This is a genomic window from Methylobacterium sp. C1, assembly GCF_001854385.1.
GTDB classification, from domain to species: domain Bacteria; phylum Pseudomonadota; class Alphaproteobacteria; order Rhizobiales; family Beijerinckiaceae; genus Methylobacterium; species Methylobacterium radiotolerans.
Genome location: NZ_CP017640.1, coordinates 1,043,224 through 1,067,683, shown reverse-complemented (window position 1 = coordinate 1,067,683; position 24,460 = coordinate 1,043,224). Strand labels below are relative to the sequence as shown.

At 73.5% G+C, this 24,460-nt stretch carries 22 protein-coding genes; 18 read left to right on the top strand and 4 right to left on the bottom strand.

Annotated features, from left to right (window positions below):
• The first annotated feature begins 9 nt into the window (after positions 1-9).
• The 6 genes from BKE41_RS05010 (at position 10) to BKE41_RS04985 (ending at position 5,912) form a co-directional block, all read left to right on the top strand.
• Entirely contained in the window at positions 10-540 is a 531-nt protein-coding gene (locus BKE41_RS05010; protein WP_012317822.1) for a DUF6468 domain-containing protein, read from the top strand.
• Positions 537-1,397, top strand: a complete 861-nt coding sequence (locus BKE41_RS05005) for a hypothetical protein (protein ID WP_245295900.1) — start codon at positions 537-539, stop codon at positions 1,395-1,397. Before BKE41_RS05010 ends, BKE41_RS05005 begins: the two co-directional genes overlap by 4 nt.
• A 148-nt stretch (positions 1,398-1,545) precedes the next feature.
• The gene (locus BKE41_RS05000; protein ID WP_070998639.1) at positions 1,546-3,183 is read left to right on the top strand and encodes an ABC transporter ATP-binding protein; all 1,638 of its coding nucleotides are present in this window, start codon (positions 1,546-1,548) and stop codon (positions 3,181-3,183) included.
• A 2-nt stretch (positions 3,184-3,185) separates the two neighbouring features.
• A complete protein-coding gene (locus BKE41_RS04995) occupies positions 3,186-4,406 on the top strand; it encodes a phosphopentomutase (protein ID WP_070998637.1) in 1,221 nt (406 codons plus the stop codon).
• 12 nt (positions 4,407-4,418) lie between these two features.
• The gene (locus BKE41_RS04990; RefSeq protein ID WP_012317818.1) at positions 4,419-4,610 is read left to right on the top strand and encodes a DUF1192 domain-containing protein; all 192 of its coding nucleotides are present in this window, start codon (positions 4,419-4,421) and stop codon (positions 4,608-4,610) included.
• 3 nt (positions 4,611-4,613) lie between these two features.
• Positions 4,614-5,912 carry a leucine-rich repeat-containing protein kinase family protein gene (locus BKE41_RS04985; RefSeq protein ID WP_070998636.1) on the top strand — a complete coding sequence of 433 codons (1,299 nt, stop codon included), beginning with the start codon at positions 4,614-4,616 and terminating at the stop codon, positions 5,910-5,912.
• Between the two features lie 48 nt (positions 5,913-5,960).
• Here the strand turns inward: BKE41_RS04985 and BKE41_RS04980 are convergent, their stop codons facing one another.
• On the bottom strand, positions 5,961-6,560 hold the full coding sequence (locus tag BKE41_RS04980; RefSeq protein WP_012317816.1) for a cysteine hydrolase family protein: 600 nt from the start codon (positions 6,558-6,560) through the stop codon (positions 5,961-5,963).
• 170 nt (positions 6,561-6,730) lie between these two features.
• Between BKE41_RS04980 and BKE41_RS04975 the strand changes: the two genes are divergently transcribed.
• The 3 genes from BKE41_RS04975 to BKE41_RS04965 all read left to right on the top strand — a co-directional run bounded on the left by BKE41_RS04975 (position 6,731) and on the right by BKE41_RS04965 (position 10,126).
• A complete protein-coding gene (locus tag BKE41_RS04975; RefSeq protein WP_053620738.1) occupies positions 6,731-7,687 on the top strand; it encodes a lytic transglycosylase domain-containing protein in 957 nt (318 codons plus the stop codon).
• Positions 7,688-7,770: 83 nt separating this feature from the next.
• Positions 7,771-8,673 (top strand): alpha/beta hydrolase, encoded by a 903-nt coding sequence (locus BKE41_RS04970; RefSeq protein WP_012317814.1) that lies wholly within the window; start codon positions 7,771-7,773, stop codon positions 8,671-8,673.
• 127 nt (positions 8,674-8,800) lie between these two features.
• Positions 8,801-10,126: an O-antigen ligase gene (locus BKE41_RS04965; RefSeq protein ID WP_029360069.1), complete on the top strand. Its 1,326-nt coding sequence runs from the start codon at positions 8,801-8,803 to the stop codon at positions 10,124-10,126.
• A gap of 445 nt (positions 10,127-10,571) precedes the next feature.
• Here the strand turns inward: BKE41_RS04965 and BKE41_RS04960 are convergent, their stop codons facing one another.
• Both BKE41_RS04960 and BKE41_RS04955 read right to left on the bottom strand, forming a co-directional pair.
• Positions 10,572-12,329, bottom strand: a complete 1,758-nt coding sequence (locus BKE41_RS04960; protein ID WP_012317812.1) for a PQQ-binding-like beta-propeller repeat protein — start codon at positions 12,327-12,329, stop codon at positions 10,572-10,574.
• Between the two features lie 61 nt (positions 12,330-12,390).
• Positions 12,391-12,924: an ankyrin repeat domain-containing protein gene (locus BKE41_RS04955; protein WP_070998634.1), complete on the bottom strand. Its 534-nt coding sequence runs from the start codon at positions 12,922-12,924 to the stop codon at positions 12,391-12,393.
• 134 nt (positions 12,925-13,058) lie between these two features.
• On the opposite strand from BKE41_RS04955, the gene BKE41_RS04950 reads away from it, so the two are divergent.
• Positions 13,059-13,277 (top strand): hypothetical protein, encoded by a 219-nt coding sequence (locus BKE41_RS04950; protein WP_012317810.1) that lies wholly within the window; start codon positions 13,059-13,061, stop codon positions 13,275-13,277.
• 16 nt (positions 13,278-13,293) lie between these two features.
• On the opposite strand, the gene uvrB is transcribed toward BKE41_RS04950, so the two are convergent.
• Complete coding sequence (gene uvrB, locus BKE41_RS04945; protein ID WP_029360072.1) at positions 13,294-16,065, bottom strand: excinuclease ABC subunit UvrB; 2,772 nt, start codon at positions 16,063-16,065, stop codon at positions 13,294-13,296.
• 313 nt (positions 16,066-16,378) lie between these two features.
• Between uvrB and BKE41_RS04940 the strand changes: the two genes are divergently transcribed.
• From BKE41_RS04940 to BKE41_RS04905, 8 genes are all read left to right on the top strand, one after another.
• Entirely contained in the window at positions 16,379-16,996 is a 618-nt protein-coding gene (locus BKE41_RS04940) for a hypothetical protein (protein ID WP_012317808.1), read from the top strand.
• A complete protein-coding gene (locus BKE41_RS04935; RefSeq protein WP_012317807.1) occupies positions 16,983-17,372 on the top strand; it encodes a transcriptional regulator in 390 nt (129 codons plus the stop codon). Before BKE41_RS04940 ends, BKE41_RS04935 begins: the two co-directional genes overlap by 14 nt.
• A gap of 76 nt (positions 17,373-17,448) precedes the next feature.
• Positions 17,449-18,171, top strand: coding sequence for a di-trans,poly-cis-decaprenylcistransferase (locus BKE41_RS04930; protein ID WP_012317806.1), 723 nt, complete (start codon positions 17,449-17,451; stop codon positions 18,169-18,171).
• A 43-nt stretch (positions 18,172-18,214) separates the two neighbouring features.
• Positions 18,215-19,438 (top strand): bifunctional phosphopantothenoylcysteine decarboxylase/phosphopantothenate--cysteine ligase CoaBC, encoded by a 1,224-nt coding sequence (gene coaBC, locus BKE41_RS04925; protein WP_070998632.1) that lies wholly within the window; start codon positions 18,215-18,217, stop codon positions 19,436-19,438.
• Positions 19,439-19,755: 317 nt separating this feature from the next.
• A complete protein-coding gene (locus tag BKE41_RS04920) occupies positions 19,756-21,852 on the top strand; it encodes a methyl-accepting chemotaxis protein (RefSeq protein WP_070998630.1) in 2,097 nt (698 codons plus the stop codon).
• 107 nt (positions 21,853-21,959) lie between these two features.
• Positions 21,960-22,376 carry an FKBP-type peptidyl-prolyl cis-trans isomerase gene (locus BKE41_RS04915; protein WP_012317803.1) on the top strand — a complete coding sequence of 139 codons (417 nt, stop codon included), beginning with the start codon at positions 21,960-21,962 and terminating at the stop codon, positions 22,374-22,376.
• 48 nt (positions 22,377-22,424) lie between these two features.
• Positions 22,425-23,795 (top strand): Wadjet anti-phage system protein JetA family protein, encoded by a 1,371-nt coding sequence (locus BKE41_RS04910; protein WP_012317802.1) that lies wholly within the window; start codon positions 22,425-22,427, stop codon positions 23,793-23,795.
• Positions 23,788-24,414 carry a DUF4194 domain-containing protein gene (locus BKE41_RS04905; RefSeq protein ID WP_012317801.1) on the top strand — a complete coding sequence of 209 codons (627 nt, stop codon included), beginning with the start codon at positions 23,788-23,790 and terminating at the stop codon, positions 24,412-24,414. Before BKE41_RS04910 ends, BKE41_RS04905 begins: the two co-directional genes overlap by 8 nt.
• The last annotated feature ends 46 nt before the right edge of the window (positions 24,415-24,460 follow it).

Sequence of the window (24,460 nt, the reverse complement as noted above, 5' to 3'; positions counted from 1 at the left end):
GGTCCGGTCATGAGTCTCTTCGTCACCCTCGCGGCCGACATCCTGGTCGCCGTCCTCCTGGCGGCGACCATCGTCACGTCCCTCCGGCTCTCGCGCCGCATCGGTCAGATGAAGGGCGACGAGGCCGCGCTCCGCCAGACCATCGGGGACCTGATGGTCGCGACCGGAACGGCCGAGCGGGCGATTGCGGGCCTGCGGGCGGCGATCGACGAGGGCGACCGCACCCTGAATGCGAGCCTGGAGACCGCGACGATCCGCGCCGGCGAGCTGCGGCTGCAGGTCGAGGCCGGCGAGGGCGTGATCACCCGCATCGGCGCCATCGTGGCGCAGATGCGCGCCGTGCCGGTCCGTCCCGAGCCCGCGCCGGAGCCGAGGCCCGCGCCGCAGGCCGTCCCCGAGCCGACGCGCGCGCCGGAGATCCCGGCCGAGCGCCGGCCGGAGCACGCCGGTCCGAACGGGGAGCGCCTCGGCGTGGCGGCCGCGGCGGCCCTCGCCATGAGCGAGCGCGCCCTCGCCCGCGTCCGGGCGCGCGCCGCGTGACCGGGGTCAAGGCCCCGAAGATCCCGCCGCCGAAGCCGGATCCCGAGGAGAGGATACGCCGCGCCGCGACGCCGGAGCGGCGCGCGCGCCGGAAGCCCGTCCGGCAGTTTCGGCTGCGCCTCATCGACGCCGTGGCGCTCGCGGCCGGCGGGCTGCTCGTGCTCAAGCTGCTCAGCCTGCTGCAGGCCGGCCTGCCGGAGAGCGCCGCGCTGCCGGAGTACGGGCGCGCGGTCGCCCGGGCGCGCACCGGCTACGAGCCCTTCGACCCGGTGACGACCGGATCGGTGGGCGCCAAGGAGGCGCCGGCCGCCGCGACCGAGAAGGCGCCGGAGCCGCCCCCGCCGCGGCCCGGATCGCCCGCGGCCGGGAGCCCGGCCTCGCCGACCGAACGCCTGCTCCTCGAGAAGCTCGGCGCCCGGCGCGACGCCCTGCGCCAGAAGAGCGACGAGCTGGAGCTGCGCGAGAAGATGCTGGGCGAGGCCGAGCGCAAGCTCGAGACCGGCCTCGGCGACCTCAAGAAGGCCGAGGACAAGGTCGACGCCGCCGCGAAGGCCAAGGAGGAGGCCGAGAAGCAGGGCCTGAAGAACATCGTCACGATGTACGAGGCGATGAAGCCCAAGGACGCCGCCCGGGTGTTCGACCGGCTCGGGCTCGACGTGCTGGTCCCGATCGTGCTGGCCATGAACCCCCGGAAGATGTCCGAGGTGCTGGCGGTGATGCAGCCCGAGACCGCCGAGCGCCTGACCGTGGCCCTCGCGAACCGCGCCCGTGGCGCCGCAGGGCCGCAGGCCCAGGCGGGAACGGGGCTCCCGGCGAACGAGCTGCCGGCGATCGATCCCGGGGCGCCCGTGCGGTAGCTCCGCGGCGCCGCAGGGCGCCGAGCCGATCTTCCGAGGCTGCCGGCGGATCCGTCCGGCCGGCTCTGTCCGCGCGGCCCTCCCCGCTCGACCCCGTGCGGCGTCCGCGCGGACTAGGGTCCGGGGCCGGGCGCGCTATAAGGGGCTCATGTCAGAGGCCGATCCCCAGCCGCTCCTCGCCGTCGAGGACCTCTCCGTGGCGTTCCGCGCGCGGGAGGGCGAGACCGTGGCGGTCGACGGCGTCTCCTTCACCATCCGCCGGGGCGAGACCGTCGCGCTCGTGGGCGAATCGGGGTCCGGCAAGTCGGTGACGGCGCTGGCGATCCTGCGCCTCCTCGACCCCGCGGCCCGTCAGGACGGGCGGATCCTGTTCGCGGGCCGCGACCTCGCACGGCTGCCCGAGCGGGCGATGCGGGACGTGCGCGGCGCCGACATCACCATGGTGTTCCAGGAGCCGATGACCTCGCTGAACCCGCTCCACACGATCGAGCGGCAGATCGGCGAGGTGCTCGGCCTGCACCGCGGCCTCACCGGCAAGGCGGCCCGCCGGCGGATCCTGGAACTTCTGGAACTCGTGGGCCTGCGCGACGCCGAGCGGCGCATGGGCGCCTACCCGCACGAGCTCTCCGGCGGCCAGCGCCAGCGCGTGATGATCGCCATGGCGCTCGCCTGCGAGCCCGACCTCCTGGTCGCCGACGAGCCGACCACGGCCCTCGACGTGACCGTGCAGGCGCAGATCCTGGCGCTGCTCGCCGACCTGCAGAAGCGCCTCGGCATGGCGATGCTGTTCATCACCCACGATCTCAGCATCGTCGAGCGCATCGCCGACCGCGTCTGCGTGATGCTGAAGGGCAGGATCGTGGAGGCCGGCGCCACCAAGGCCGTCTTCGCGGACCCGCAGCACGAGTACACGCGCCGCCTGATCGCGTCCGAGCCCAAGGGCCGGGCCAACCCCGTCCCGGCCGACGCCGCGCCGCTCCTGGAGGCCGGCCCCCTGAAGGTCTGGTTCCCGCTGAAGTCGGGCCTGCTCCGGCGCGTTACCGGCCATGTCAGGGCCGTGGACGGCGTCTCCCTGCGGGTCCGGACCGGCGAGACCATCGGCGTCGTCGGCGAGTCCGGCTCGGGCAAGACGACCCTCGGCCTCGCCCTCTTGCGGCTCACGGGCTCGGAGGGGCCGATCGTCTTCCTCGGCCAGGCGATCGACGGCTACGGCGTGGCGCAGATGCGCCCGCTGCGGAAGGACATGCAGGTGGTCTTCCAGGATCCCTACGGCTCGCTGTCGCCTCGCATGTCGGTGGCCGACATCGTGGCCGAGGGGCTGGTGGTGCAGGGCGCCGCGCGCTCGCGGGCGGAGCGCCGGGCCGTGGTCGCCAAGGCACTGACCGATGTCGGGCTCGATCCGGCCGCCATGGACCGGTACCCGCACGAGTTCTCCGGTGGCCAGCGCCAGCGCATCGCCATCGCCCGGGCGATGGTGCTCAACCCCCGCTTCGTCGTCCTCGACGAGCCGACCTCGGCCCTCGATCGCTCGGTCCAGGCACAGATCGTGACCCTGCTGCGCGACCTCCAGCGCGAGCGGGGACTCGCCTACCTGTTCATCAGCCACGACCTGAAGGTGGTGCGGGCGCTCGCCAACTACGTGATCGTCATGCAGAACGGCCACGTGGTCGAGGAGGGCGCCGCGGAGACGATCTTCGCGAATCCCCGGACCCCCTACACCCGCGCCCTGTTCAAGGCCGCCTTCGCCCTCGAGAGCGACGCGGCCGCCGAGCTGGAGTCCGCCTGACCGTGGCGCGCGCCCTCATCATCGTCCTCGATTCCGTGGGCGTCGGCGGGGCCCCGGACGCGGACCGCTACGGCGATGCCGGGTCCGACACGCTGGGGCACATCGCCGAGCGCTGCGCGGAGGGCCGCGGCGACCGGGCGGGGCTGCGCGCGGGTCCCCTGCGCCTGCCCCACCTCGCCGAACTCGGGCTCGGCCTGGCGGCCGCCGGGGCCTCGGGCCGCATCCCGCCGAACCTCACCCCGGTCGGCCCGCCGCGCGGCGTCTACGGCCACGCGGTGGAGACGGCCGCCGGCAAGGACACGCCCTCCGGTCACTGGGAGATCGCCGGCCTGCCCCTGACCGAGCCCTGGGGGCATTTTCCCGATACGCGGCCGGCCTTCCCGCCGGAGCTGACCCGCGCGCTCGTCGCCGAGGGCGACCTCCCGGGCATCCTCGGCGATTGCCACGCGCCGGGCGTCGCGATCATCGACGCGCTGGGCGCCGAGCACCTCCGGACCGGCCGGCCGATCTGCTACACCTCGGCCGACAGCGTGTTCCAGATCGCCGCCCACGAGGAGGCGTTCGGGCTGGAGCGGCTCTACGACCTGTGCCGCGTGGCGCGCCGCCTGTGCGACCCCTACCGCGTCTGCCGGGTGATCGCCCGGCCCTTCGTGGGCTCGCCGGAGGCGGGCTTTCGCCGGACCGGCAACCGCAAGGATCTCGCCGTCGCCCCGCCCGGGCGCACGCTGCTCGACCGCGCCGAGGCGGCCGGTCGCGCGGTCGTGAGCGTCGGCAAGATCGGCGACATCTTCGCCCACCGCGCCACAGGCCGCGAAATCAAGCCGGGCCCGAACGCGGCCTGCGTGACGGCGGGGCTCGACGCGCTGGCGACGCTGCCGGAGGGAGGCCTGATCTTCGTCAACCTCGTCGATTTCGACACGGAGCACGGCCACCGCCGCGACGTGCCGGGCTACGCCGCGGAGCTGGAGGCGTTCGACGCCCGGATCCCCGAGATCCTGGCGGCGCTGGCACCGGGCGACCTCGCGGTCATCACGGCCGACCACGGCAACGACCCGACCTGGACCGGGACCGATCACACCCGCGAACAGGTCCCGGTCTTGGCCTTCGGCCCCGGCGTGGCCGCCCGACCGATCGGGCGGCGCGAGACCTTCGCGGATATCGGCGCCACCGTGGCGGCCCATCTCGGCCTCGCCTGGGACGGGGCCGGAACACCGTTCCTGTAGGGAGGACACGACGTGCGGGACGACGACGACCGGCCGCGCAAGGCCGTTGCCCACGAGATCGGGCAGCCCCTCGACACGCTCTCGCTCGGGGATCTCGACGAGCGCGTCGCGCTCCTGCGCGCCGAGATCGCCCGGCTCGAGGCGGCGCGGGCCGCCAAGCAGGCGGCGCAGGGCGCGGCCGACGCCTTCTTCAAGCGGGGCTGAGGCTTGGACCGGAGCGAAACCCTCGCCGCCCTGCGGCGCGGCGAACTCGGCGGCGCGCGGGAGCTGCGGCTGCCCGACGGGCTGACGGCGGTGCCGCGCGAGGTCTTCGCCCTCGCCGACACGCTGGAGGTACTGGATCTCGGCCGGGGCAGCCTCGTCGACCTGCCGGACGATCTCGGCCGCCTCCACCGCCTGCGCGTCCTGTTCTGCTCCGGCAACCCGTTCCCGCGCCTGCCGCCGGTGCTCGGCGCCTGCCCGGCGCTGAGCCAGCTGGGCTTCCGCGGCTGTGGCATCCGCGAGGTTCCGGCGGAGTCGCTGCCGCGCGAGCTGCGCTGGCTGACGCTGACCGACAACGCGATCGCCGAGCTGCCCGCCGCCCTCGGCGAGCGGCCGCGCCTGCGGAAGCTGATGCTGGCGGGCAACCGGCTCACCGCGCTGCCCGACAGCCTGTCGGGGGCGGACGAACTCGAGCTGATCCGACTCGCCTGCAACCGTCTCGCGGCGCTCCCGCCGTGGCTCGCGCGCCTGCCCCGCCTCGCCTGGATCGCCTACGCCGGCAACCCCGCCGAGCCGCCGACGGCGCCGGTGGCGGCGCCCGCGGTGCCGTGGGCCGACCTCGCCCTCGGCGAGCTGCTCGGCGAGGGCGCCTCGGGGCGGGTCCACCGGGCCCGCTGGCGGGGGCCGGCCGGCGGGGAGGACGTGGCCCTGAAGCTGTTCAAGGGCGCGATGACCAGCGACGGCCTGCCCGAGCGGGAGATGGAGGCCTGCCTCGCCGCCGGGATGCACCCGGCCCTCACGGGCGCGCTCGGCCGGCTCGACGGCCATCCCGACGGCGCGACGGGATTGCTGCTCCGGCTCCTGCCGGCGCACTGGCGCCCGCTCGCCGGGCCGCCGAGCCTCGCGAGCTGCAGCCGCGACGTCTACGACCCGGACCTGCGCCTCGACGGCGACGCGGCCCTGCGGATCGCCCGCGCCGTGGCCGAGGCGGTGGCGCACCTGCACGGGCGGGGCCTGCTGCACGGCGACGTCTACGCCCACAACACGCTCTGGGACGCCGGAACCGGCGCGGCCGTGCTCAGCGATTTCGGGGCGGCCTCGGCCCTGCCGGACGGGCCGCTCGGCGCGGCTTGGGCGCGGGTCGAGGTCCGCGCCGTCGGCATCCTGATCGGCGAGCTGCTCGACCGCTGCGCGGCGCCTCCGGAAACCCTGCGCGCCCTGGCGCAGGCGTGCACGGGGCCGGATGTCGACGGGCGGCCGGACCTCGGGGCGGTGATCGCCGAGATCGGGCGGCTCCAGGCCTGAGCGCGGCGTCGACCGGTCCCGGGACCCTTCCGCCGCCCTCGCCCCGGCTCAGTCCGGGATGTCGCCCTGCCCGCGCGCGACCACCGCGAACAGGTCGCCGAGGGCCGCGAGGCTCGCCGCCTGGAGCTGGGCCGCCGGCACCACGCCGCCGTCCGGTCCGGGCAGGTCCCGCGTCGCCGTGGCGGCGGCCACGACGGTGGGGCGGAACCCGAGGTTGAAGGCGCTCCGGGCCGTGGAGTTGACGCACATGTGCGTCATGAAGCCCGCCAGGACGACGTCCTTTACGCCGGCCTGCTCGAGCCGCGCCTGGAGGTCCGTGCCCACGAAGGAGCTCGGATAGGCCTTGGTGATCACCGGCTCGTCGCCCTGCGGCGCCACTTCCGGGCTGATCTGGCCGATCGGGGCGGTCACGTCGTAGGGCGTGCCCGGCCCGGCATCGTGGCGGACGTGGATCACCGGGATCCCCGCGTCGCGCGCCCGTCGCAGGAGCGCGGCCGCCTCCCGGAGCGCGGGCTCGACGCCGTCGAGCCGCATCACGCCCTCCCGGTAGGTCTGCTGCAGGTCGATCATCACGAGCGCCGAGCCCTTGAGCGGGGCCGGCGCGGGGCTCAGGCCGGACAGGCCGCGCAGGGTTGCCAGATCGGACATCGGCGGTTCCTCCAAGGGGCCGCCTCGGAGGCGGCTCTCTGAACCCGGGACGCTACGACGGTGCGGCCCGGTCGCGCCAGTGGGCAAAGGTGCAACGCTCGGGCACGCGGGCCGGATGTTCCCCCAGGAAGGTTGGCCGCGCGGATTGATCCGCCCCGGCGCGTCGCTACATGCGCGGCGTGACCGCCCCGCCCCTGCGCCTCGGCGCGCTGCTCCTCGCCCTCGCCTGCGCGCATCCGGCCGCGGCCGCCCCGTCCGAGGGAGCGACCGAGACGGTCGAGCAGGCGCTGTGCCGCCTCATCGACGACTCCGCCAAGGCCCGCGGCCTGCCGGTGCCGTTCCTGACACGCCTGATCTGGCGCGAGAGCAGCTTCCGCGTGGGCGTCGTCAGCCCGGCCGGGGCGCAGGGCGTCGCGCAGTTCATGCCCGGGACGGCCCGCGAGCGCGGCCTCCTCGACCCGTTCGACCCCGAGCAGGCGATCCCGCACGCGGCCCATCTGCTCGCCGACCTGAGGACCCAGTTCGGCAATCTGGGTCTTGCCGCCGCGGCCTATAACGGCGGCGCCGCGCGGGTCAGCAAGTGGCTCGCCGGCGACGGTGGCCTGCCCGCCGAGACCCGGGCCTACGTGGCCGCCATCACGGGCCGGCCGGTGGACGACTGGCGGACCGGCCCGGCCAAGGGGATCGAGTTTCCGGAAGGCGGCGCGCCCGCCAAGCCCGAGAGCAAGCCCGAGGGCAAGGACGCGAAGGACCAGAAGGACGCCAAGGTGGAGGTGAAGCCGGATGCGCCGCAGACCTGCCTGCAGGTCACCGCGAGCCTGCGCGTCCCGTCGCGCGGCGACCGCTTCGCCCTCGGCCTCAACGAGGGGCCGGCCGCCCCGTGGGGCATCCAGCTCGCCGGCAATTTCTCCAAGGCGCTGGCGCTGCAGAGCTTCAACCGCGCGCGGAGCGCCTACGCGGGGGTGATCGGCGAGGTGCGGCCGATGATCATCGGCACGCGCCTGCGCAACCGCGGGACCCGCGCCTTCTACCGGATCCGCATCCCGGCGCAGAGCCGACAGGCGGCCGACGACCTGTGCGGCCGCATCCGCAAGGTCGGCGGCGCCTGCATCGTGCTGCGGACCTGATTTTTCGTGCCCCGCCCCGAGACCGTCATCAATCCGCCCCGAGGGCGGTGCGGTATGGCCCGGTCGGGACAACCGGATGGGATATGACACGTCTCCTCACCGCGCTCGCTAGCCTCCTCTGCCTCGGGCTCGCCGCGTTCGGCTTCACCGCTGCCTCGCCGCTCGCGCTGTTCGACGCGATCGGCCCGCGCGATCCGGGAGGGCGGCTCGCCGCGAAGGACCAGCCCTTCGGCGAGGGCCCGCGGCGGCGGCTCGACGTCTACGTACCCACCGCGGGCGCCGAGAACGCGCCGGTCCTGGTGTTCTTCTACGGCGGCTCCTGGCAGAGCGGCGCCAAGGACGACTACGCCTTCGTCGGGCACGCCCTCGCGGCGCAGGGCTTCGTCACGGTGCTGCCCGATTACCGGCTCTACCCGGAGGCGCCGTTCCCCGGTTTCCTCGAGGACGGCGCCGAGGCCATCGCGTGGGTGCGCGACAACATCGCCGGATACGGCGGCGACCCGCGCCGCATCGTGCTCGCCGGCCACTCGGCGGGCGCCTACAACGCCGTGATGCTCGGCCTCGACCCGCGCTACGTGATCGCCGCCGGGGTCGATCCCAAGGTGATCAAGGCCGTCGCCGGCCTGTCCGGCCCCTACGACTTCCTGCCGTTCGACCAGGACACCACCGTCAAGGTGTTCGGCAAGGCCCCCGACCCGGAAGCCACGCAGCCCGTCGCCTTCGCGGGCCCGCTCTCGCCCCCCGCCTTCCTGGCGACCGGCGACGCCGACACCGTGGTGAAGCCGCGGCACACGGTCAGCCTCGCCGCCAAGCTGCGGGCGGAGCACGTTCCGGTCCAGGAGCGGCTCTACCCGGGCCTCGACCACAAGGACACGCTGCTGGCGCTGTCCGTCACCTTCCGCTCGAAGGCGCCGGAACTCGCCGAGATGGCGTCCTTCCTGATGCGGCAATCCGCCGGGCGCTCGCAGTACACGATGCGGCGGTGATCGCCCCGGGCCCGCGTCAAGGTTATCGCGCGATCGTCGGCCGCAACCGTCCGATTTCCCGTCGCCCGGCACCCGCGGCCCGCTAGAATGATCCTGGCCGCGCGGCGCGGCCTCGCGGTGGGACGGCATGGCTTCTGCGGACGCGGCGATCGGGATCCCGGCCGACGGGCGGCAGCGCGGCGTCGCGGGCCGCGACGTGCCGGACGTGCTGCGCGTGCTCCTGAACGGAGCCGTCTTCGTCCTGCTCTGGAACCACGTCTGGCTGAAGGACCTGTCCGACCGGTCGATGCTGGCGGCCTCCGAGGACGGCAGCCTGCTGACGCAGATCCTGTTCCTCTCCGCCGGCGCCGCCATGGCGGCGGCGATCCACCGGATCGGCGTGCGCCACCTCCGTCCTCTGGTGACGCGCCCGCTCGTGCTCTGCGCCCTCTGGCTCGGGGCGACGGCGCTGCTCTCCATCGAGCCGAGCCTGTCGCTGCGGCGGCTCGCGCTGTTCGCCATCGCCGCGATGCTCTCGGCGGGCGTGCTGATCGTCGCCCGCTCCCCCCGGCAGCTGGCCCTGACCATGGCCGGGTCCGCCCTGGTGATCGTGCTCGCCTCCTACCTCGCGGTCGGTCTCGTGCCGAACCTCGCGATCCACTCGGCCTTCGATGTCAATTCCGATCCGAGCCATCCGGGTCTCTGGCGCGGGATCTTCCCGCAGAAGAACGAGGCCGGCGCCGCCATGGTTATACTGGTGATCGTGGGCCTCTACGTCGCCACCGTGGCGAGCCGCGTCCTCGGCTGGGCGATCGTCCTGCTGGCGACCGGGTTCCTGGTTGCGAGCGGCTCCAAGACCGCGATCCTGCTCCTGCCGGTCATCCTCGCCGTGACCGGCCTGTGCCAAGTCCTGACCGGCGGGTTCCTGCGCCGCCTGCTGCTCCTCGGCCCGGTGATCGGGTTCTCGCTGATCTCGATCGGCTCGGTGCTCGCGCCGCCGATCCAGGAGGCGGTGGGCTCGCTGCTCACCGACGCGACCTTCACGGGCCGAAGCGAGATCTGGCAGTTCGCTATCGACAACATCATGATCCGACCCTGGCGCGGCTGGGGGATCGGCGCTTTCTGGATGACCGAGCGGACCATGTATGCCGGCTCCGAGGAGCTGACCTGGGTCAATACCGTCGACCACGCCCACAACGCCTATCTCGACACGGCGCTGATCGGCGGCCTGCCGTTCCTCGCCCTGACGGTCGTGGCCTTCGTGCTCGCCCCGGTGCGCGACCTGCAGCGCGTGGCCGGCGGCACGCGCCTCGACGCGGAGACCCTGCTGTTCCTGAGGCTGTGGTTCCTCGGGCTCGTCTCGGCCTCCTTCGAGACGGTGCTCTACAACGGCAACAACGCCACCTGCTGCATGTTCATGATGGCGGTGTTCGGCCTGCGCCTGCGCACCCGCTACGCCGTCGCGGCGGGCTGAGGCGGTCCAGGCGCCCGGAAGTCGCGCGCCGTCCGCGGGGGTCCGCGCGTCGTGGGCGCGCCTGTCCCGGCCGGCGCCCCCGCGCGAACGCCCCGTCGCCCCGCGCTGACGGCTTCTGTCCGGTAGCGGACGGCAACAACTTGTCCGGGAATTTGTTGTTCAGAATTCTCGCGGAGATTCTGCATGCCGGGCAGGACTCGTTTCGCTTGGACCGACGTGACGTTCGCCCTGGGTGTGAGCATCCTGTGCGCACTGTCCCTCTTCGTAGCGCACTAGCCGCGGAGCCGCGTCGAGGCCCGTCACGCGGATCGGTCCGCGCGGCCGCTCCCGTCACGCCGCGCGCCGCGGCGTCGAGAGCCCGGCGCGCCGTGACCTCCGAACGCGCCGGCCGCCAGCCCGCGAGGACGTCGCCGGCGGACTTCCGCGAACCGTCGCCCGGCCGCGGTCAGTCGGGCAGTGCGAAGACCAGCAGCGCGTCGCCGGTCCCGAAGCCGGACGCACGGGTGAAGGAGGCGCCGCCCGCCGCCACCGCGACGTACTGCTTGCCGTCGAGTGCGTAGGTCATCGCCGGCCCGCTGATGCCGGCCCCGCACTGGAAGCGCCAGAGGATCCGGCCGTCCCGCGCGTCGTGGGCGTCGAGATGCCCGTCCTCCTCGCCCGAGAAGACGAGCCCGCCGGCGGTCGCCAGCGTGCCCCCGGACAGGCGGCTCGCGCCGCGGACCGACCACGCGATGCGACCGCCCTCCGCGAGGTCGACGGCGGTGAGCGTGCTGAAGGACGGCTCGCCCCTGGCCTCGCCGGTCTCCGTGTAGCGGATCTCCGGTCGCCCCGCGGCGGCCGGCACGGTCTTCACCGTGTAGGTCGTCGCGCCGTGGCGGACCTGCACGTAGGCGCGCGTCCCGTCATAGGCGGTCGGCGGCCACGAGACGGCACCGAGGGGGCCGGGCGCCACCACCGTGCCCTGCGGGGTCGGCGGCGCGAACAGGTTCTTCTGCGCGAGGAGCGGGGCCGAGCGGGCTAGCAGTTTCCCCGTGGCGCGGTCGTGGACGTAGATCCAGCCGGTCTTGCTCGCCGAGGCCACCGCCCTGGCGCCGCCCGGCATGTCCAGCAGGAAGGGCGGCGCGGCGACGTCGTAGCCCCACTCGTCGTGCGGCACCTGCTGATAGTACCAGCGCAGCGTGCCGGTTTTCACGTCGAGGGCGACGAGGCACATCGTGTAGAGGTTGTCGCCCGGACGCGACAGGCCGAAATTCTGCGGCGCCGGGTTGCCGGTCCCGAGGAAGATCAGGCCGAGATCGGGGTCGTAGGCGGGCGTCATCCAGAGGGAGCCGCCGCCCACCCGCCACGCGTCTCGGTTGGCGGGGGCCGCCGCCTTCTCGGCGGCGATGTCGCGGTGGAGCGCCGTGCCGTCGGCGGTCCTCTCCACGAAGCCCCCCTCCCAGCCCTCCGCGGGCGTGACGTACCAGCGCCAGCGCTCGTCGCCGGTCTTCGCGTCGTAGGCCGCGAGCCAGCCGCGCCGCCCGTAGCCGCCCTCGATGCCGACCACCGCGCCGCCGTCGAGGCCGCCCGCCTCGTCCTCGATGTGGAGCCCGTAGCCGGCGCCGGTGACGCCGACGATGACGAGCCCGTCGGCGACGAGCGGCGGCATCTTGAAGCCGAGGCGGCTCGAGCCCTGGACGGGCTTGCCGCCGAGGGTCGCGGCGAGGCCCGAGGCGGTCTCGGTCTCGCCCTCCTCCGGGCGCACCGCCTCCTTCTCCCAGACGACCTTGCCGGTCTTGGCGTCCAGGGCGATCAGCTGCCCGTCCATGGTCGCCTCGTAGACCAGGCCCCCCGACACCGCGACCCCGCGGTTCGAGGGCGGCCCGAAGATCTTCTCGGTGCGCGGCCTGTGGGTGTAGGTCCAGAGGGGCTTGCCGGTCCGTGCGTCGAGGGCGGCGACGTTGTTCTGCGTCGTAGAGACGTAGAGGGTGCCGTCCACCATCACCGGCTGGGCCTGGAAGTAGCCGGTCACCCCGGTCTGGAAGATCCAGGCGGGGCGCAGACGCCCGACCGTGTCGCGGTTGATCTGGGTCAGGTCGGAGAAATTGCGGTTGCTCGGATCGTGCCCGAAGGCCGGCCAGGGCGTCTCGGCGGCGGAGGCCGGGCCAAGGGAAGCAGGTCCTGCAAGGCAGGCCAGCAGGGCGGCCCCGATCCATCGCGTCAAAGCTGTGCTCCCGTGTGCGGCGACCGTGGCGCCCGAGCAGGTGTGTTCCCGAAGCGTGGCCTTAGGCCTCCCGACGGACCGCCGCGTCGAGCTGCGCCAGCGTCGCCTGGGCGCCCATCGCCCGGGCCATGTCGGCGGCGCTCTGGCCGGAGGCGTCGCGGCGATCCGGGTCGGCGCCGTGCTGGAGGAGCAGGTCGATCATGTCGGTGCGGTCGAACATGGCCGCGGTCATCAGGGCCGTGCGGGTGCCGTCGCCGGTCCCGTCCACCGCGGCCCCGTGCCGGAGCAGGAGCTGCGCGATGGCGAGGTCGTTCTTGAAGGCCGCGCCGGCGAGCGGCGTCTGGCCGCGGTCGTTGGCGAGTTCCGGGTCGCCGCCGGCCTCCAGGATCACCCGGACGGCGTCCGCCTGGCCATTGTAGGCGGCCAGCATCAGCAGGCTGTCACCCTTGTTGTTGCGCAGGTTCGCCGGCAGCCCCTGCCCGAACAGGTCGGCGAGTTCCTCCGCGTGGCCCATCCGCGCGTACTGGAAGACCCGGGCCGCGAAAGCCAGGGTCGCGTCGTCGAGGGTCGGGGGCGTGTTCGTCTCTGAGGCCATCGCGTGCTCGTCTCTCATCGCGGCTGATCTGGGCCGCTGCGGCATCGACGTCCAGCGGCGGCGGGAACAGTTTCGTCGCGCGGCTCGTTCCAGCCGCCAATCCGGGCGAGGCCCGGCGTCTCCGGAGCGCGACGATGCCCCGACCGTTTGAGCCGTACGCCGACGCACTGCGCACCGCCCGCGAGATCGTGCGCGAGCGGGCGGGAGCCGTCGTCGAGGCGGCGGTCCGCGCGGATTCCCAGGCCTTCGACGAGGCCTGCAACGTCCTGGTCGTCCGCATCGCGGAAGCCATCGTCGATGCCGGCGAAGCCGGGCGCGGGCACGGCCTCGGCCGGGGCAGCGAGGCCGCCTGAGACGCGGGCCGCCGGGTCAGCCCCGCCGTCGCCCGCCGCCGCCCTTGTACTTGGGCTTCTGCCCGCCGAGCCCCTGCGTCGAGCGCGGCTTCGGCCGCTCCTGCCAGACCGGCGCCGCGCCGCCCACCGGCAGCTCCCGGTCCGTGCCCGGGCCCATATGGTCGAGGTCGGGCTTGGCGATGCGGCTGCCCCCGCCCCCGCGCGGCGCCTTCCGGCCGAACTTCCCCGCCTCGCGCTCCACGTCGCTCTGCCGCGCCATCGGGTCGTCCGAGACCAGCAGCTCGGTCGCCTGAAGCCGCTTCAGCTCGTCGCGCAGCCGCGCCGCCTCCTCGAAGTCGAGGTCCGCGGCCGCCGCGCGCATGCGCTTCTCGAGGTCCGCCATCACGGCCTTGAGGTTGTGGCCCACCGTGATCGCGTCCTTGGCGAGCCCGGTATCGACCTGGACGTGGTCGCGCTCGAACACGCTGCTCAGGATGTCGGCGATCCCGCGCTTCACGCTCTGCGGCGTGATCCCGTGCTCTTCGTTGTAGGCGAGCTGCTTGGCGCGTCGGCGCTCGGTCTCGGCCATCGCCCGCTCCATCGAGCCGGTGATCGAGTCCGCGTACAGGATGCAGCGCGCGTCGGCGTTGCGGGCGGCGCGGCCGATCGTCTGGATCAGAGAGGTCTCTGAGCGCAGGAAGCCCTCCTTGTCGGCGTCGAGGATCGCCACCAGGGCGCATTCCGGGATGTCGAGGCCCTCGCGCAGCAGGTTGATGCCGATCAGCACGTCGAAGGCGCCGAGCCGCAGGTCGCGGATGATCTCGATCCGCTCCAGCGTGTCGATATCGGAGTGCATGTAGCGCACCCGCACGCTGTTCTCGTGCAGGTACTCGGTGAGGTCCTCGGCCATGCGCTTGGTCAGCGTGGTCACGAGCGTCCGGTAGCCGGCCTGCGCCACTTCGCGGACCTCGCCCAGCAGGTCGTCGACCTGGCTGCGGGCCGGGCGCACCTCGATCACCGGATCGACGAGGCCGGTCGGGCGGATGACCTGCTCGGCGAAGACGCCGCCGGTCTGCTCCATCTCCCATTTGCCGGGCGTGGCCGAGACGTGGACCGTCTGGGGCCGCATCGCGTCCCACTCCTCGAAGCGCAGCGGCCGGTTGTCCAGGCAGGAGGGCAGCCGGAAGCCGTACTCGGCGAGCGTCGCCTTCCGGCGGAAGTCGCCCCGGTACATGCCGCCGATCTGCGGCACGGTGACGTGGCTCTCGTCGGTGAAGACCAGGGCGTTGTCGGGCAGGTACTCGAACAGGGTCGGCGGCGGCTCGCCGGGCTTCCGGCCGGTGAGGTACCGCGAATAGTTCTCGATCCCGTTGCAGGCGCCGGTGGCCTCGATCATCTCGATGTCGAAGGTGCAGCGCTGGTCGATGCGCTGCGCTTCGATGAGCCGGCCCATCTTGGTCAGCTCCTCGATCCGGCCCTTCAGCTCGTGCTTGATGCCCTTGATCGCCTGCTGCAGCGTCGGGCGCGGCGTGACGTAGTGCGAGTTCGCGTAGACCTTCACGAACTTCAGCTCGGAGATGGTCTTGCCGGTGAGCGGGTCGAACTCGACGATGCTCTCGACCTCGTCGCCGAACAGCCCGATCCGCCAGCCGCGATCCTCCAAGTGGGCCGGCCACAGCTCGATCGAATCGCCGCGCACCCGGAAGGTGCCGCGGGCGAAGTCGGACTGGATGCGCTTGTACTGCAGGGCCACGAGGTCGGCGATCAGCTGGCGCTGCTCGATCCGCTCGCCGAGCGAGACCGTGAACGACATCGCCGTGTAGGTCTCGACCGAGCCGATACCGTAGATGCACGAGACCGAGGCGACGATGATGACGTCGTCGCGCTCCAGCAGGGCGCGGGTGGCGGCGTGGCGCATCCGGTCGATCTGCTCGTTGATCGAGGATTCCTTCTCGATGAACGTGTCGGAGCGCGGGACGTAGGCCTCGGGCTGGTAGTAATCGTAGTAGGAGACAAAGTACTCGACCGCGTTGTCGGGGAAGAACGCCTTGAACTCCCCGTAGAGCTGCGCGGCGAGCGTCTTGTTGGGGGCGAGGATCAGCGCCGGGCGCTGCGTCTCCTCGATGATCTTCGCCATCGTGAAGGTCTTGCCCGAGCCGGTGACGCCGAGCAGAACCTGGTCGCGCTCCAGCGCCTGCACGCCGCCGACCAGTTCGGCGATGGCGCGGGGCTGGTCGCCGGCCGGCGTGAAGTCGGATTTGAGCGTGAACCGGACGCCGCCCTCGGATTTCTGCGGCCGCTCAGGCCGGTGGGGCGTCCAAGTCTTGCCGTCCTTGAAGAGCGGATTGCCCTCGGTGAGCAGCCGCTCCAGCGCCGTCACCGTCGCCGAGGCGCCGCCGTCGCCGCCGGGATCCGGCAGGTCGGCACCCTCCGGCGCGGGGCCGTCCTCGGGCGGCGTCAGGCCGAGCGCCTGGGCCAGGCGCGGGTCGACGTCGGCCGCGTCGCCGAGGGCGTAGCCGGCCTGGGGCGCCTCCGCGAAGCCGTCGCGGGCGATCTCGGCCCTCCGGGTCGCGGCCGCCGACGTCCCGTCCTTCGGACCACCCTTCCCGCCGCCCGGCTTGCCGCCTGTCTTGCGGCCGGGCCGCGCGGGCGCCTCGGGCGGCGGCTCGACGGCGGCCGGACGGTTCCGGTTGAGCGCTGGGTTCAGCAGCTCCGCCAGATAGGTGTCCAGGGGCTTTAGCTCGGGCTTCGACGCCTTGGCGGACGTGGCCGTCACGGAGGCGGCGCGCGGTTTCTTCGGTGCGGGCATGAGAACAATATGGGCCCGGACCGCGCTCCGAGAAACCCTGCGCGGGTGCGGTTTGACGGCTTTCGTCTGCCGCCGGCGGCAGCGGGGACCGGCTGCGGACCGGCCGCGGAGCGCCGCGCCTTTCCACTAAAGACGGTGTGGCGAATACAACCGTTAGGTAGAATTCACCCGGGAGCGAACTCGACCGCGGTCCCGGATGCTGAGAAGATCCGCCTCCGTACACGGGAAATCGGCTTGCCGTGGGCCGACCCCGGCGATACTTTGCGATGCAAAGCGGGGTGGACGGCATGCTGCGGCCGGGGGCTTGAGGCACATGCAGGACCTGGACAAGGCGCTGGCCGACATCGTGGCCATCCGGTCGCAGATCGCCCGCGATACGGCGTTCCGCGGATTGGGAGCGGCGACGGTGGCCGGCACCGGCGGCCTCGCGCTCGCCTGCGCGGCGGGACAGGCCCTGTGGCTCGGGGATCCCGCGGCGCGGCCGGGCCTGTTCTTCGGTCTCTGGATCGCGGCGGCGCTGGCGGCCTTCGCGATGATCGGCGTCGAGGCGGTCCGGCGCAGCCGGCGCCTGCATTCCGGCCTCGCCGACGCGATGGTGTGGAACGCCATCGAGGTTTTCCTGCCGGCCGCGGGCGCGGGGGCCTGCCTCGCCCTGGTCATCGCCCGCTTCGCCCCCGACGAGGTCTGGATGCTGCCGGGTCTCTGGCAGGTGCTGGTCGGCCTCGGCCTGTTCGCCTCGGCGCGGATCCTGCCCCGGGCGGTCCAGGGCGTCGGGGCCTGGTACCTGCTCGCCGGGCTCGCCGTGCTGGCGATCTCGGCCGAGACGCGGGCCCTGTCACCCTGGACGATGGGCCTGCCCTTCCTGTTCGGCCAAGCGTGGCTGGCCGGGATCATCCATCACGGGGCCCGGGCCTTCGATGACGACCGCTGACCGTTCCGACGGGCGCTTCTCCTACGAGGGGCTCGACAGGATCATCCACGAGCGGGCGCGCCTCAGCGTCCTGACGTCGCTGGTGGCGCATCCGAAGGGGCTGCCCTTTCCGGACCTCAAGCGCCTGTGCGGGCTCACCGACGGCAACCTGAGCCGCCACCTCGCCGTGCTGAGCGAGGCGGACCTGGTGAGTCTCGAGAAACGCTTCGCGCAGAGCCGGTCGCAGACAATCTGCCGCCTAACCCCGGTCGGGCGTCAGCGCTTCATCGGCTATCTCGGTGTGCTGGAGCAGGTGGTGCGCGACGCCGCGGATGCGGCCGAGCGCGGCCCCGAATCCGGTGTCCGCGGCCTCGATCCGGCCACGAAAACGGCGTGAGACCGCCCGTCCCGCCGGGAATGTTAACCCCGTTTCGATAGACCTCTGCGCCACGCCCATGCCGGGAGACTTTACGATGCAAAGCGAAGCGGTGCCGGGAGCCCTGCACGCCGCGATCATCATGGACGGCAACGGGCGCTGGGCGACGCAGCGCGGCTTGCCGCGGCTGGCCGGCCACCACCGGGGCGTCGAGGCGATCCGCCGCACCGCCGAGGCCTGCCCGGATCACGGCATCGGCACGCTCACGCTCTACGCCTTCTCGGCGGACAACTGGCAGCGGCCGGCCGAGGAGGTGGGCGGCCTGATGCGGCTCCTGCGCTCGTACCTGCGCAACGAGACGCAGCGCCTCGCCCGCACCGGTACCCGCCTCAGCGTCGTCGGCCGGCGCGACCGTCTGCCGGACGGCATTCCCCAGGCGATCGCGGCCGCGGAGGCTGCCACGGCGGGGGGAACCCGGCTGCACCTGCGGATCTGCGTCGACTACTCGGCCCGCGACGCGATCATCGCGGCGGCCCAAGGCCTCGCCGGCGAGGAGCCGACGCGCGAGAGCTTCGGCAAGCTGGTCGCCGGCCCGATGCACGGCTCCCCGGTGGATGTCGATCTGCTGATCCGCACAGGCGGCGAGCGGCGCCTCTCCGACTTCATGCTGTGGGAAGCCGCCTACGCCGAGCTGCTGTTCACCGAGCGGATGTGGCCCGATTTCGGCCCCGACGACCTCGCCGAGGCCGTGGCCGAGTTCGGCCGCCGCGAGCGCCGGTTCGGCGGGCTGAAGGCACCGGCCGTTCCGGCCGCGGCCTGAGGCCGCTTGACGCGCGCGCGCCGGCGCGCAGAGGGTCGGCGGCATGACCGAGACCCTCGCCCAACGCCGCGTCCTCCTCGTCATCGGCGGCGGCATCGCGGCCTACAAGGCCCTCGACCTGATTCGGCGGCTGCGCGAGCGGGGCGCCAGCGTCTGCCCGGTGCTGACCGCGGGGGCCCAGGAATTCGTGACGCCGCTGGCGGCGGCCGCGCTCGCGGGTGAGCGGGCGCATACCGACCTGTTCGACCGGGCCTCCGAGGCCGAGATCGGCCACATCAAGCTCGCCCGTCAGGCCGATGCCGTGGTGGTGGCGCCCGCCACCGCCAACCTGATGGCCCGCATGGCCGGCGGCCACGCGGCCGACCTCGCGACCACGATCCTGCTGGCCACGACCCTGCCGATCCTGATCGCGCCGGCCATGAACGTCCAGATGTGGGCGCACCCCGCCACCCGCCGGAACCGCGCGATCCTGGAGGGCGACGGCGTCCGGATCGTCGGCCCGAACGCCGGCCGGATGGCCGAACCCGAATCCGGGCCCGGCCGCATGGCCGAGCCCAACGAGATCGCCGACGCGCTGGAGCGGATGCTCGGCGCCCCGGCCGGGGACAGGCCCCTGGCCGGCCGCCGGGTGCTCGTGTCGTCGGGGCCCACCCACGAGCCGATCGACCCGGTCCGCTACATCGCCAACCGCTCCTCCGGCCGCCAGGGTCACGCCATCGCCGCGGCCGCCGCTGCGGCCGGTGCCGCCGTGACCCTGGTCTCCGGGCCGGTGGCGATCCCCGACCCGCCGGGCGTCGCCGTCGTGCGGGTCGAGACCGCCCGGCAGATGCTGGCCGCCGTCGAGGCGGCGCTGCCGGCCGACATCGCGGTCCTCGCCGCCGCGGTCGCCGACTGGCGCCCGGAGCAGGAGGCCGGCAGCAAGAAGATCAAGAAGGACGGCACCGGGCCGGCGCCGATGCCGCTGGTCGAGAATCCCGACATCCTCGCCACGGTGGCGCGCCGGCCGTCCGGGCGCCCGCCCCTCGTGGTCGGGTTCGCCGCCGAGACCGACGCGGTGGTCGAGCACGCCCGGACGAAGATCGCCCGGAAGGGCTGCGACCTGATCGTGGCCAACGACGTGTCGGCCGAGGGCGGCGTCATGGGCGGCGTCGACAACACGGTGCACCTGATCGGGCGGGACGGCGCGGTAGAGACCTGGCCGCGCCTCGGAAAGGACGAGGTCGCGCGCCGGCTCGTGGCCCATCTCGCGGCCCTGCTGGCCGGCTGACGCCGCCCTGCGGGTTCGCCGCCAGTATCCGAGCCGGACTCGCCAAACGGCGTGACTCGTTCCGGGGCCGAAGGCCGTTGCGCACAGGGAAGATAGAAGTCTCTCTCGCGCCGTCTGCGCTGTCTATCGAGAGCAGGCACAGTGTTTCGGTAGAGATGAGCGGTCGTTTTCGGGCCGTTCCGCGACATATCCGGGTGCGAAAAGTCAATTCGAGATCGGACGCTGCCTGCGTCCTCGCGCGTTGCCCGGATCGTTCCGGGAAAAACTTGCTATGATCCGGTTCGCCCGGCCGATCGGGCGACCGGAGACCAGGCACGATGCGCGTACGGGACCTGTCCATCCGGACGACCATGAGCCTCGTCCTCGTCGTCATGGCCACGATTCTGCTCGGCTTCGCGACGGGCACCGTGCGGGAGGCGCGGCAGCAGGCCGCCGAGGCCGACCGGGTCATCGCGCTGGTGCGGGCGAGCCGCGCCCTCCTCCAGACGCTGAACGTGACCCGGTTCGAGCGGGGCGCGACACTGCAGTTCCTGGCCGCCGCCGAGCCGGTCGAGGCCGAGACCCGCGCGTCGCTCTACGCTGACCGGGAGCGGGCGGTCGCGGGGCTCGCCGCGGCGCGGCCGCTCCTCGACGGGCTGGAACTTCCCGCCGTGACGGCGACCCTCGGCGGGCTGCACGAGGCGAGCGGACGCGTCGAGCGCCTCCGGCCGCGGGTCGACGCGGTTCTGAATGTGTCGGGCGCGCAGCGCGACGGCGCGGTGATGGCGGAGGCGAGGGCCGCCTTCCAGGCCATGCTCGATGCCCTGATCGCGACCAGCGACGCCGTGGACGGCGCGATCCCGCTGTCCGACGCGATCCTCCGGCGCGACCTCGCCCTGAAGCGGGCGGCATGGGCGACCCGCATGGCCAACGGCGCCGTCGCGCTGCGCGTGCAGACGTCGCTGGCGGCCGGGGCATCGTGGTCGCTGGACGAGACCGTCGCGGCCGCCGAGGAGCGGGGACGGCTCGACGCGGCGTGGAGCGCGGCGACCGAGGCGGCGGCCGAGGCCTCGGAGACGGTCGGGGCCGCGTTCCGACGGGCCGGGGAGAACAATTTCGCGGGTAGCCCCCTCGCCCGCCGGCGCGCCGTGGCGCAGGCACTGGCTCGCGGCGCGCCGCCGGGGCTGACGCTCGCGCAGGCGCGCAAGCTCGACACGCCCGAGCAGGTCACCCTCGTCGACCTCGCCTTCGTCTGCCTCGACGAGATGGTCGCGCGGGCCGAGACCCTGGCCAACGCGGCGCGCAGCACCCTGTGGCGCGACGGAGCGGCCCTGGTCGCAACCCTGCTGCTCGTCGCGCTCGGTCTGCTCGCCCTGTTCCGCGGCGTGCTGCGGCCGATCCGGGTGATCACTGCGGCCATGGAGGCCCTCGCGGCCGGAAACGCCGCCGTGGCCGTCCCGGGCCTGAGGCGGCGCAACGAGATCGGCGCCATGGCGGCGGCCGTGCAGGTGTTCAAGGACAACCTGATCCGCAGTCGGCAGCTCGAGGCCGAGGCCGAGGCGGCCCGGCAGGACGCGGAGCGCCAGCGCAGCCTCGTCATGCGGCAGATCGCCGACCGGTTCGCCGACACCGTCGGCGGGATCGTCGCGCAGGTCTCGGCCGCGGCGACCGGCCTGCAGGCGACGGCCCGGAGCATGACCGAGACCGCCGCGCAGACCGCCGAGCAGTCGAGCACCGTCGCGGCCGCGGCCGAGCAGGCGGCCAGCAATGTCGGCACCGTGGCGGCGGCGGCCGAGGAACTCGGCACTTCGGTCCAGGAGATCGGCCGGCAGGTCGACGGCTCGGCCAGCCTCGCGCGCGCGGCCGTCGCCGAGGCCGATCAGACCGGCGCGCTGGTCCAGGAGCTGAGCGAGGCGGTGACGCGGATCGGCGACGTGGTCGGGCTGATCTCGACCATCGCGGGCCAGACCAACCTGCTGGCGCTCAACGCCACGATCGAGGCCGCGCGTGCCGGTGCGGCCGGTCGCGGTTTCGCCGTCGTGGCCACCGAGGTGAAGGCGCTGGCCGAGCAGACCGCCCGGGCGACCGAGGAGATCGCCGGCCAGATCGGGCGGGTCCAGGCCTCGACCGGTCAGGCCGTGGCGGCGATCGGGACGATCACGGCGCGGATCCGCGACATCGACGGCGTCGCGACCTCCATCGCGGCGGCGGTCGAGCAGCAGGGCGCGGCCACCCACGAGATCGTCCGCAACGTCGGGCAGGCGGCGCAGGGCGCGGCCGCGGTCACCGGCCACGTCGCCGGCGTCGCCGCGGCCTCCGGCGCGACCGAGGCGGCCGCGGGCGAGGTCCTGGGCGCGGCCGCCGCCCTGTCGACCCAGGCCGTGCAGCTGACCGCCGAGGTCGGCCGCTTCCTCGACGGCGTCCGGGCCGCCTGAGAGCGCCCCGGGGGGCACCAACCGTCTCTCCCTGGCCTGGACGGGTCCGAGGCGATAGAAGGCCTCCCGACGGCCGGCGCGCACGGCGCCGGCTCCAGGGAGAAACCATGCCTCGCCTGTCCCCCCTCTTCGGAGCCGCGTTGATCGCCATGACCACTGCCGCCAATGCCGAGACCGTGACCACCCCGTCGGGCCTTAAGTATCAGGACGAGGTCGTCGGCACCGGGCCTGAGCCGAAGGCCGGCCAGACGGTCACCGTCCAGTACACCGGCTGGCTCGACGAGGGCGGCAAGAAGGGCAAGAAGTTCGACTCGTCCCGCGACCGCAACCAGCCCTTCAGCTTCCCCCTGGGCGCCGGCCAGGTGATCAAGGGCTGGGACGAGGGCGTCGCCACCATGAAGGCCGGCGGCAAGCGCACCCTGATCATCCCGCCGCAGCTCGGCTACGGCGCCCGGGGCGCCGGCGGCGTGATCCCGCCGAACGCCACGCTGATCTTCGACGTCGAGCTCCTCGGCGCGAAGTAAGGCAACGATCGGGGCTCGGGCTGCGCGACGGCGAGAGTTCACAGTACCATGCTGTTCGCGCAGCTGTCCGACGAGCTGTTCAAGCCGCTGGCCTCGCCGAGCCGCGGCTTCAACGCCGCCCTGCTCCTGCACCTGCACCGGCGCGTCCTCGGGGCCGAGCCGGTGCGCAAGGCCGAGCTCCTGGCGGAGATCGGCGACTTCGCCGCCGGCTGGAGCGACCCCGAGGTCAGCGGCGACGAGCCGATCTCGGCCGACCCGGCCGAGCGCCGCACGGCGCTCTACCGGCGCCTCCTCGACACCGGCTGGCTGATCGAGCGCCGCGAGCGCTACGTCCCGGTCGCGGAGTTCGACCCCGAGGCCCGCCTCCTGCTGGAGGAGCTGTCCCGGCTCGAAAGGGGCGAGACGCGCTCCTACGGCGGCGCCGTGCTGGAGGTGCTGGGCGGGCTCGAGAGCGCCCTGTCGGACCCGGCGAACCGCTCCGAGGCGCTGTCCAACGCCGCCCGGGCCGCTGCCGCCTTCCTGTCGCACGTGCGCGGCCTCGCGGCCGGCATGCGCAAGGTCGAGGAGCGCATCCTGCGCGAGCCCGACCGCGCCAAGACCTTCCGGCTGTTCTTCGAGGATTTCGTCGAGCGCCACCTGATCAGCGACTACCGGACGCTGCACACCCGCTTCAACCCGTTCCGCTTCCGCGCCAGCGTGGTGCGCGAGGCCGGTCGGGCGCTGCGCGACGCCCTCACGGTCCGGGCGCTGGCCGAGGGCCTGATCCGCGAGGGGCGGAGCGCCGACCTCGACGCGGCGCAGAAGGCCGTCCGGGCGGATCTCGCCCAGATCCTCGCGGTGTTCGAGGGCCTCGACAACCACCTCGACGCCGTCGACGCCGTGGTGGCGCGGCTGGAGCGCCGGATCGCTTCCGCCCTGCACGTGATGGACCGCCCGGACCCGAGCGGCGTCGAGCGCGTGGCGGCGATGCTGCGCGCCGTCGGCGGGTCCGAGATCGCCCCCGAGGTGCCGGGGGACGTCTCGCTGCTGCGGCCGCCGATCGGCCACGCGCATCTCCAGGCGCCGCGGGCCCGCAAGTCGGCCATCGACATGGAGCCCCTGCCCGACATCGAGGACGACCCCGTGGTCGACGCCTTCGCGGCCGCCAAGGCGGAGTTCCGGCGCCGCACCACCGTGACCCCGGAGAGCATGAGCGCCTTCGTGGAGGCCCGCCTCGGCAAGGCCGTGCGCCTGCGCGGGTCGCAGATCGTGATCGCGGGCGTCGACGACTTCATCGTGTTCCAGCGCCTGCGCGAGATCGACGTGCTGTTCGACGCCAAGCTCGGCGCGCGCTACGCCCTGACCCGGCTGCCCGAGCGGGTTGTCAACGGCTGGCTGGACTGCCCGGACTTCCTGCTGGAGCGCCGTCCCCGTGCTTGAGGGCTTCCGCGCGATCATCGACGGCGACGAGCCGCCGCCCCCCGGCGCCCGGGCGCCGGACGCCGAGGAGCTGTGCCGCGCTCTCCAGGTTCTGCTGAAGGGGCAGGTGATCTACGCCGAGACGCAGGGGATCGGACGGTCCTACGAGCTCGCCCGGCACTACGCGCCGTTCTTCACCGACTACTTCGCCTGCCTCGGCTACGCGCTGACCGTCTCGCACCGCGACCAGATGGTCTCGCTGAGCCCGGCCGCCGACGCCCCGCGGCACGACATCGTCTCGGAGCGCCTGCGCAAGGACGAGACCCTGGTGCTGCTGGCGCTCCGGCTCCTCTACGAGGAGGGCCTGCGCGACCACCGGGCCGGCACGGACGGGATCGTCGACTGCACCACCGACGAGATCGTCGAGAAGATCCGCGCCGTGGCCCGCAACGAGCCCCCCGAGGAGGGCCGGCTCGCCGACATCCTGCGCCTCTACGCCAAGCGCGGCGGCCTGCGCCTCGGCGAGCGCGACCGGGTCGAGCGGGTCACGCCGCTTTCGCTCCTGCCGGGCGTGACGGTGCTGGCCTCCGACGCCTGGATGGAGCGCCTGCGGGCGTGGTCCGAGGCCGGCGAGGCCTGAGCTCACCGCCGATCGCTCCGGAGGGAGCGACCCGGACCACCGCGCC

What these genes read in the sequence shown, in the direction of transcription:
- coaBC (WP_070998632.1), top strand. Translation starts at nt 18,215, where the DNA reads ATGACCGAGACCCTCGCCCAACGCCGCGTCCTCCTCGTCATCGGCGGC.
- BKE41_RS05010 (WP_012317822.1), top strand. Translation starts at nt 10, where the DNA reads ATGAGTCTCTTCGTCACCCTCGCGGCCGACATCCTGGTCGCCGTCCTC.
- BKE41_RS04915 (WP_012317803.1), top strand. Translation starts at nt 21,960, where the DNA reads ATGCCTCGCCTGTCCCCCCTCTTCGGAGCCGCGTTGATCGCCATGACC.
- BKE41_RS04935 (WP_012317807.1), top strand. Translation starts at nt 16,983, where the DNA reads ATGACGACCGCTGACCGTTCCGACGGGCGCTTCTCCTACGAGGGGCTC.
- uvrB (WP_029360072.1), bottom strand. Translation starts at nt 16,065, where the DNA reads ATGCCCGCACCGAAGAAACCGCGCGCCGCCTCCGTGACGGCCACGTCC.
- BKE41_RS04970 (WP_012317814.1), top strand. Translation starts at nt 7,771, where the DNA reads ATGACACGTCTCCTCACCGCGCTCGCTAGCCTCCTCTGCCTCGGGCTC.
- BKE41_RS04955 (WP_070998634.1), bottom strand. Translation starts at nt 12,924, where the DNA reads ATGGCCTCAGAGACGAACACGCCCCCGACCCTCGACGACGCGACCCTG.
- BKE41_RS04965 (WP_029360069.1), top strand. Translation starts at nt 8,801, where the DNA reads ATGGCTTCTGCGGACGCGGCGATCGGGATCCCGGCCGACGGGCGGCAG.
- BKE41_RS05000 (WP_070998639.1), top strand. Translation starts at nt 1,546, where the DNA reads ATGTCAGAGGCCGATCCCCAGCCGCTCCTCGCCGTCGAGGACCTCTCC.
- BKE41_RS04930 (WP_012317806.1), top strand. Translation starts at nt 17,449, where the DNA reads ATGCAAAGCGAAGCGGTGCCGGGAGCCCTGCACGCCGCGATCATCATG.
- BKE41_RS04910 (WP_012317802.1), top strand. Translation starts at nt 22,425, where the DNA reads ATGCTGTTCGCGCAGCTGTCCGACGAGCTGTTCAAGCCGCTGGCCTCG.
- BKE41_RS04940 (WP_012317808.1), top strand. Translation starts at nt 16,379, where the DNA reads ATGCAGGACCTGGACAAGGCGCTGGCCGACATCGTGGCCATCCGGTCG.
- BKE41_RS04980 (WP_012317816.1), bottom strand. Translation starts at nt 6,560, where the DNA reads ATGTCCGATCTGGCAACCCTGCGCGGCCTGTCCGGCCTGAGCCCCGCG.
- BKE41_RS04920 (WP_070998630.1), top strand. Translation starts at nt 19,756, where the DNA reads ATGCGCGTACGGGACCTGTCCATCCGGACGACCATGAGCCTCGTCCTC.
- BKE41_RS04950 (WP_012317810.1), top strand. Translation starts at nt 13,059, where the DNA reads ATGCCCCGACCGTTTGAGCCGTACGCCGACGCACTGCGCACCGCCCGC.
- BKE41_RS04975 (WP_053620738.1), top strand. Translation starts at nt 6,731, where the DNA reads ATGCGCGGCGTGACCGCCCCGCCCCTGCGCCTCGGCGCGCTGCTCCTC.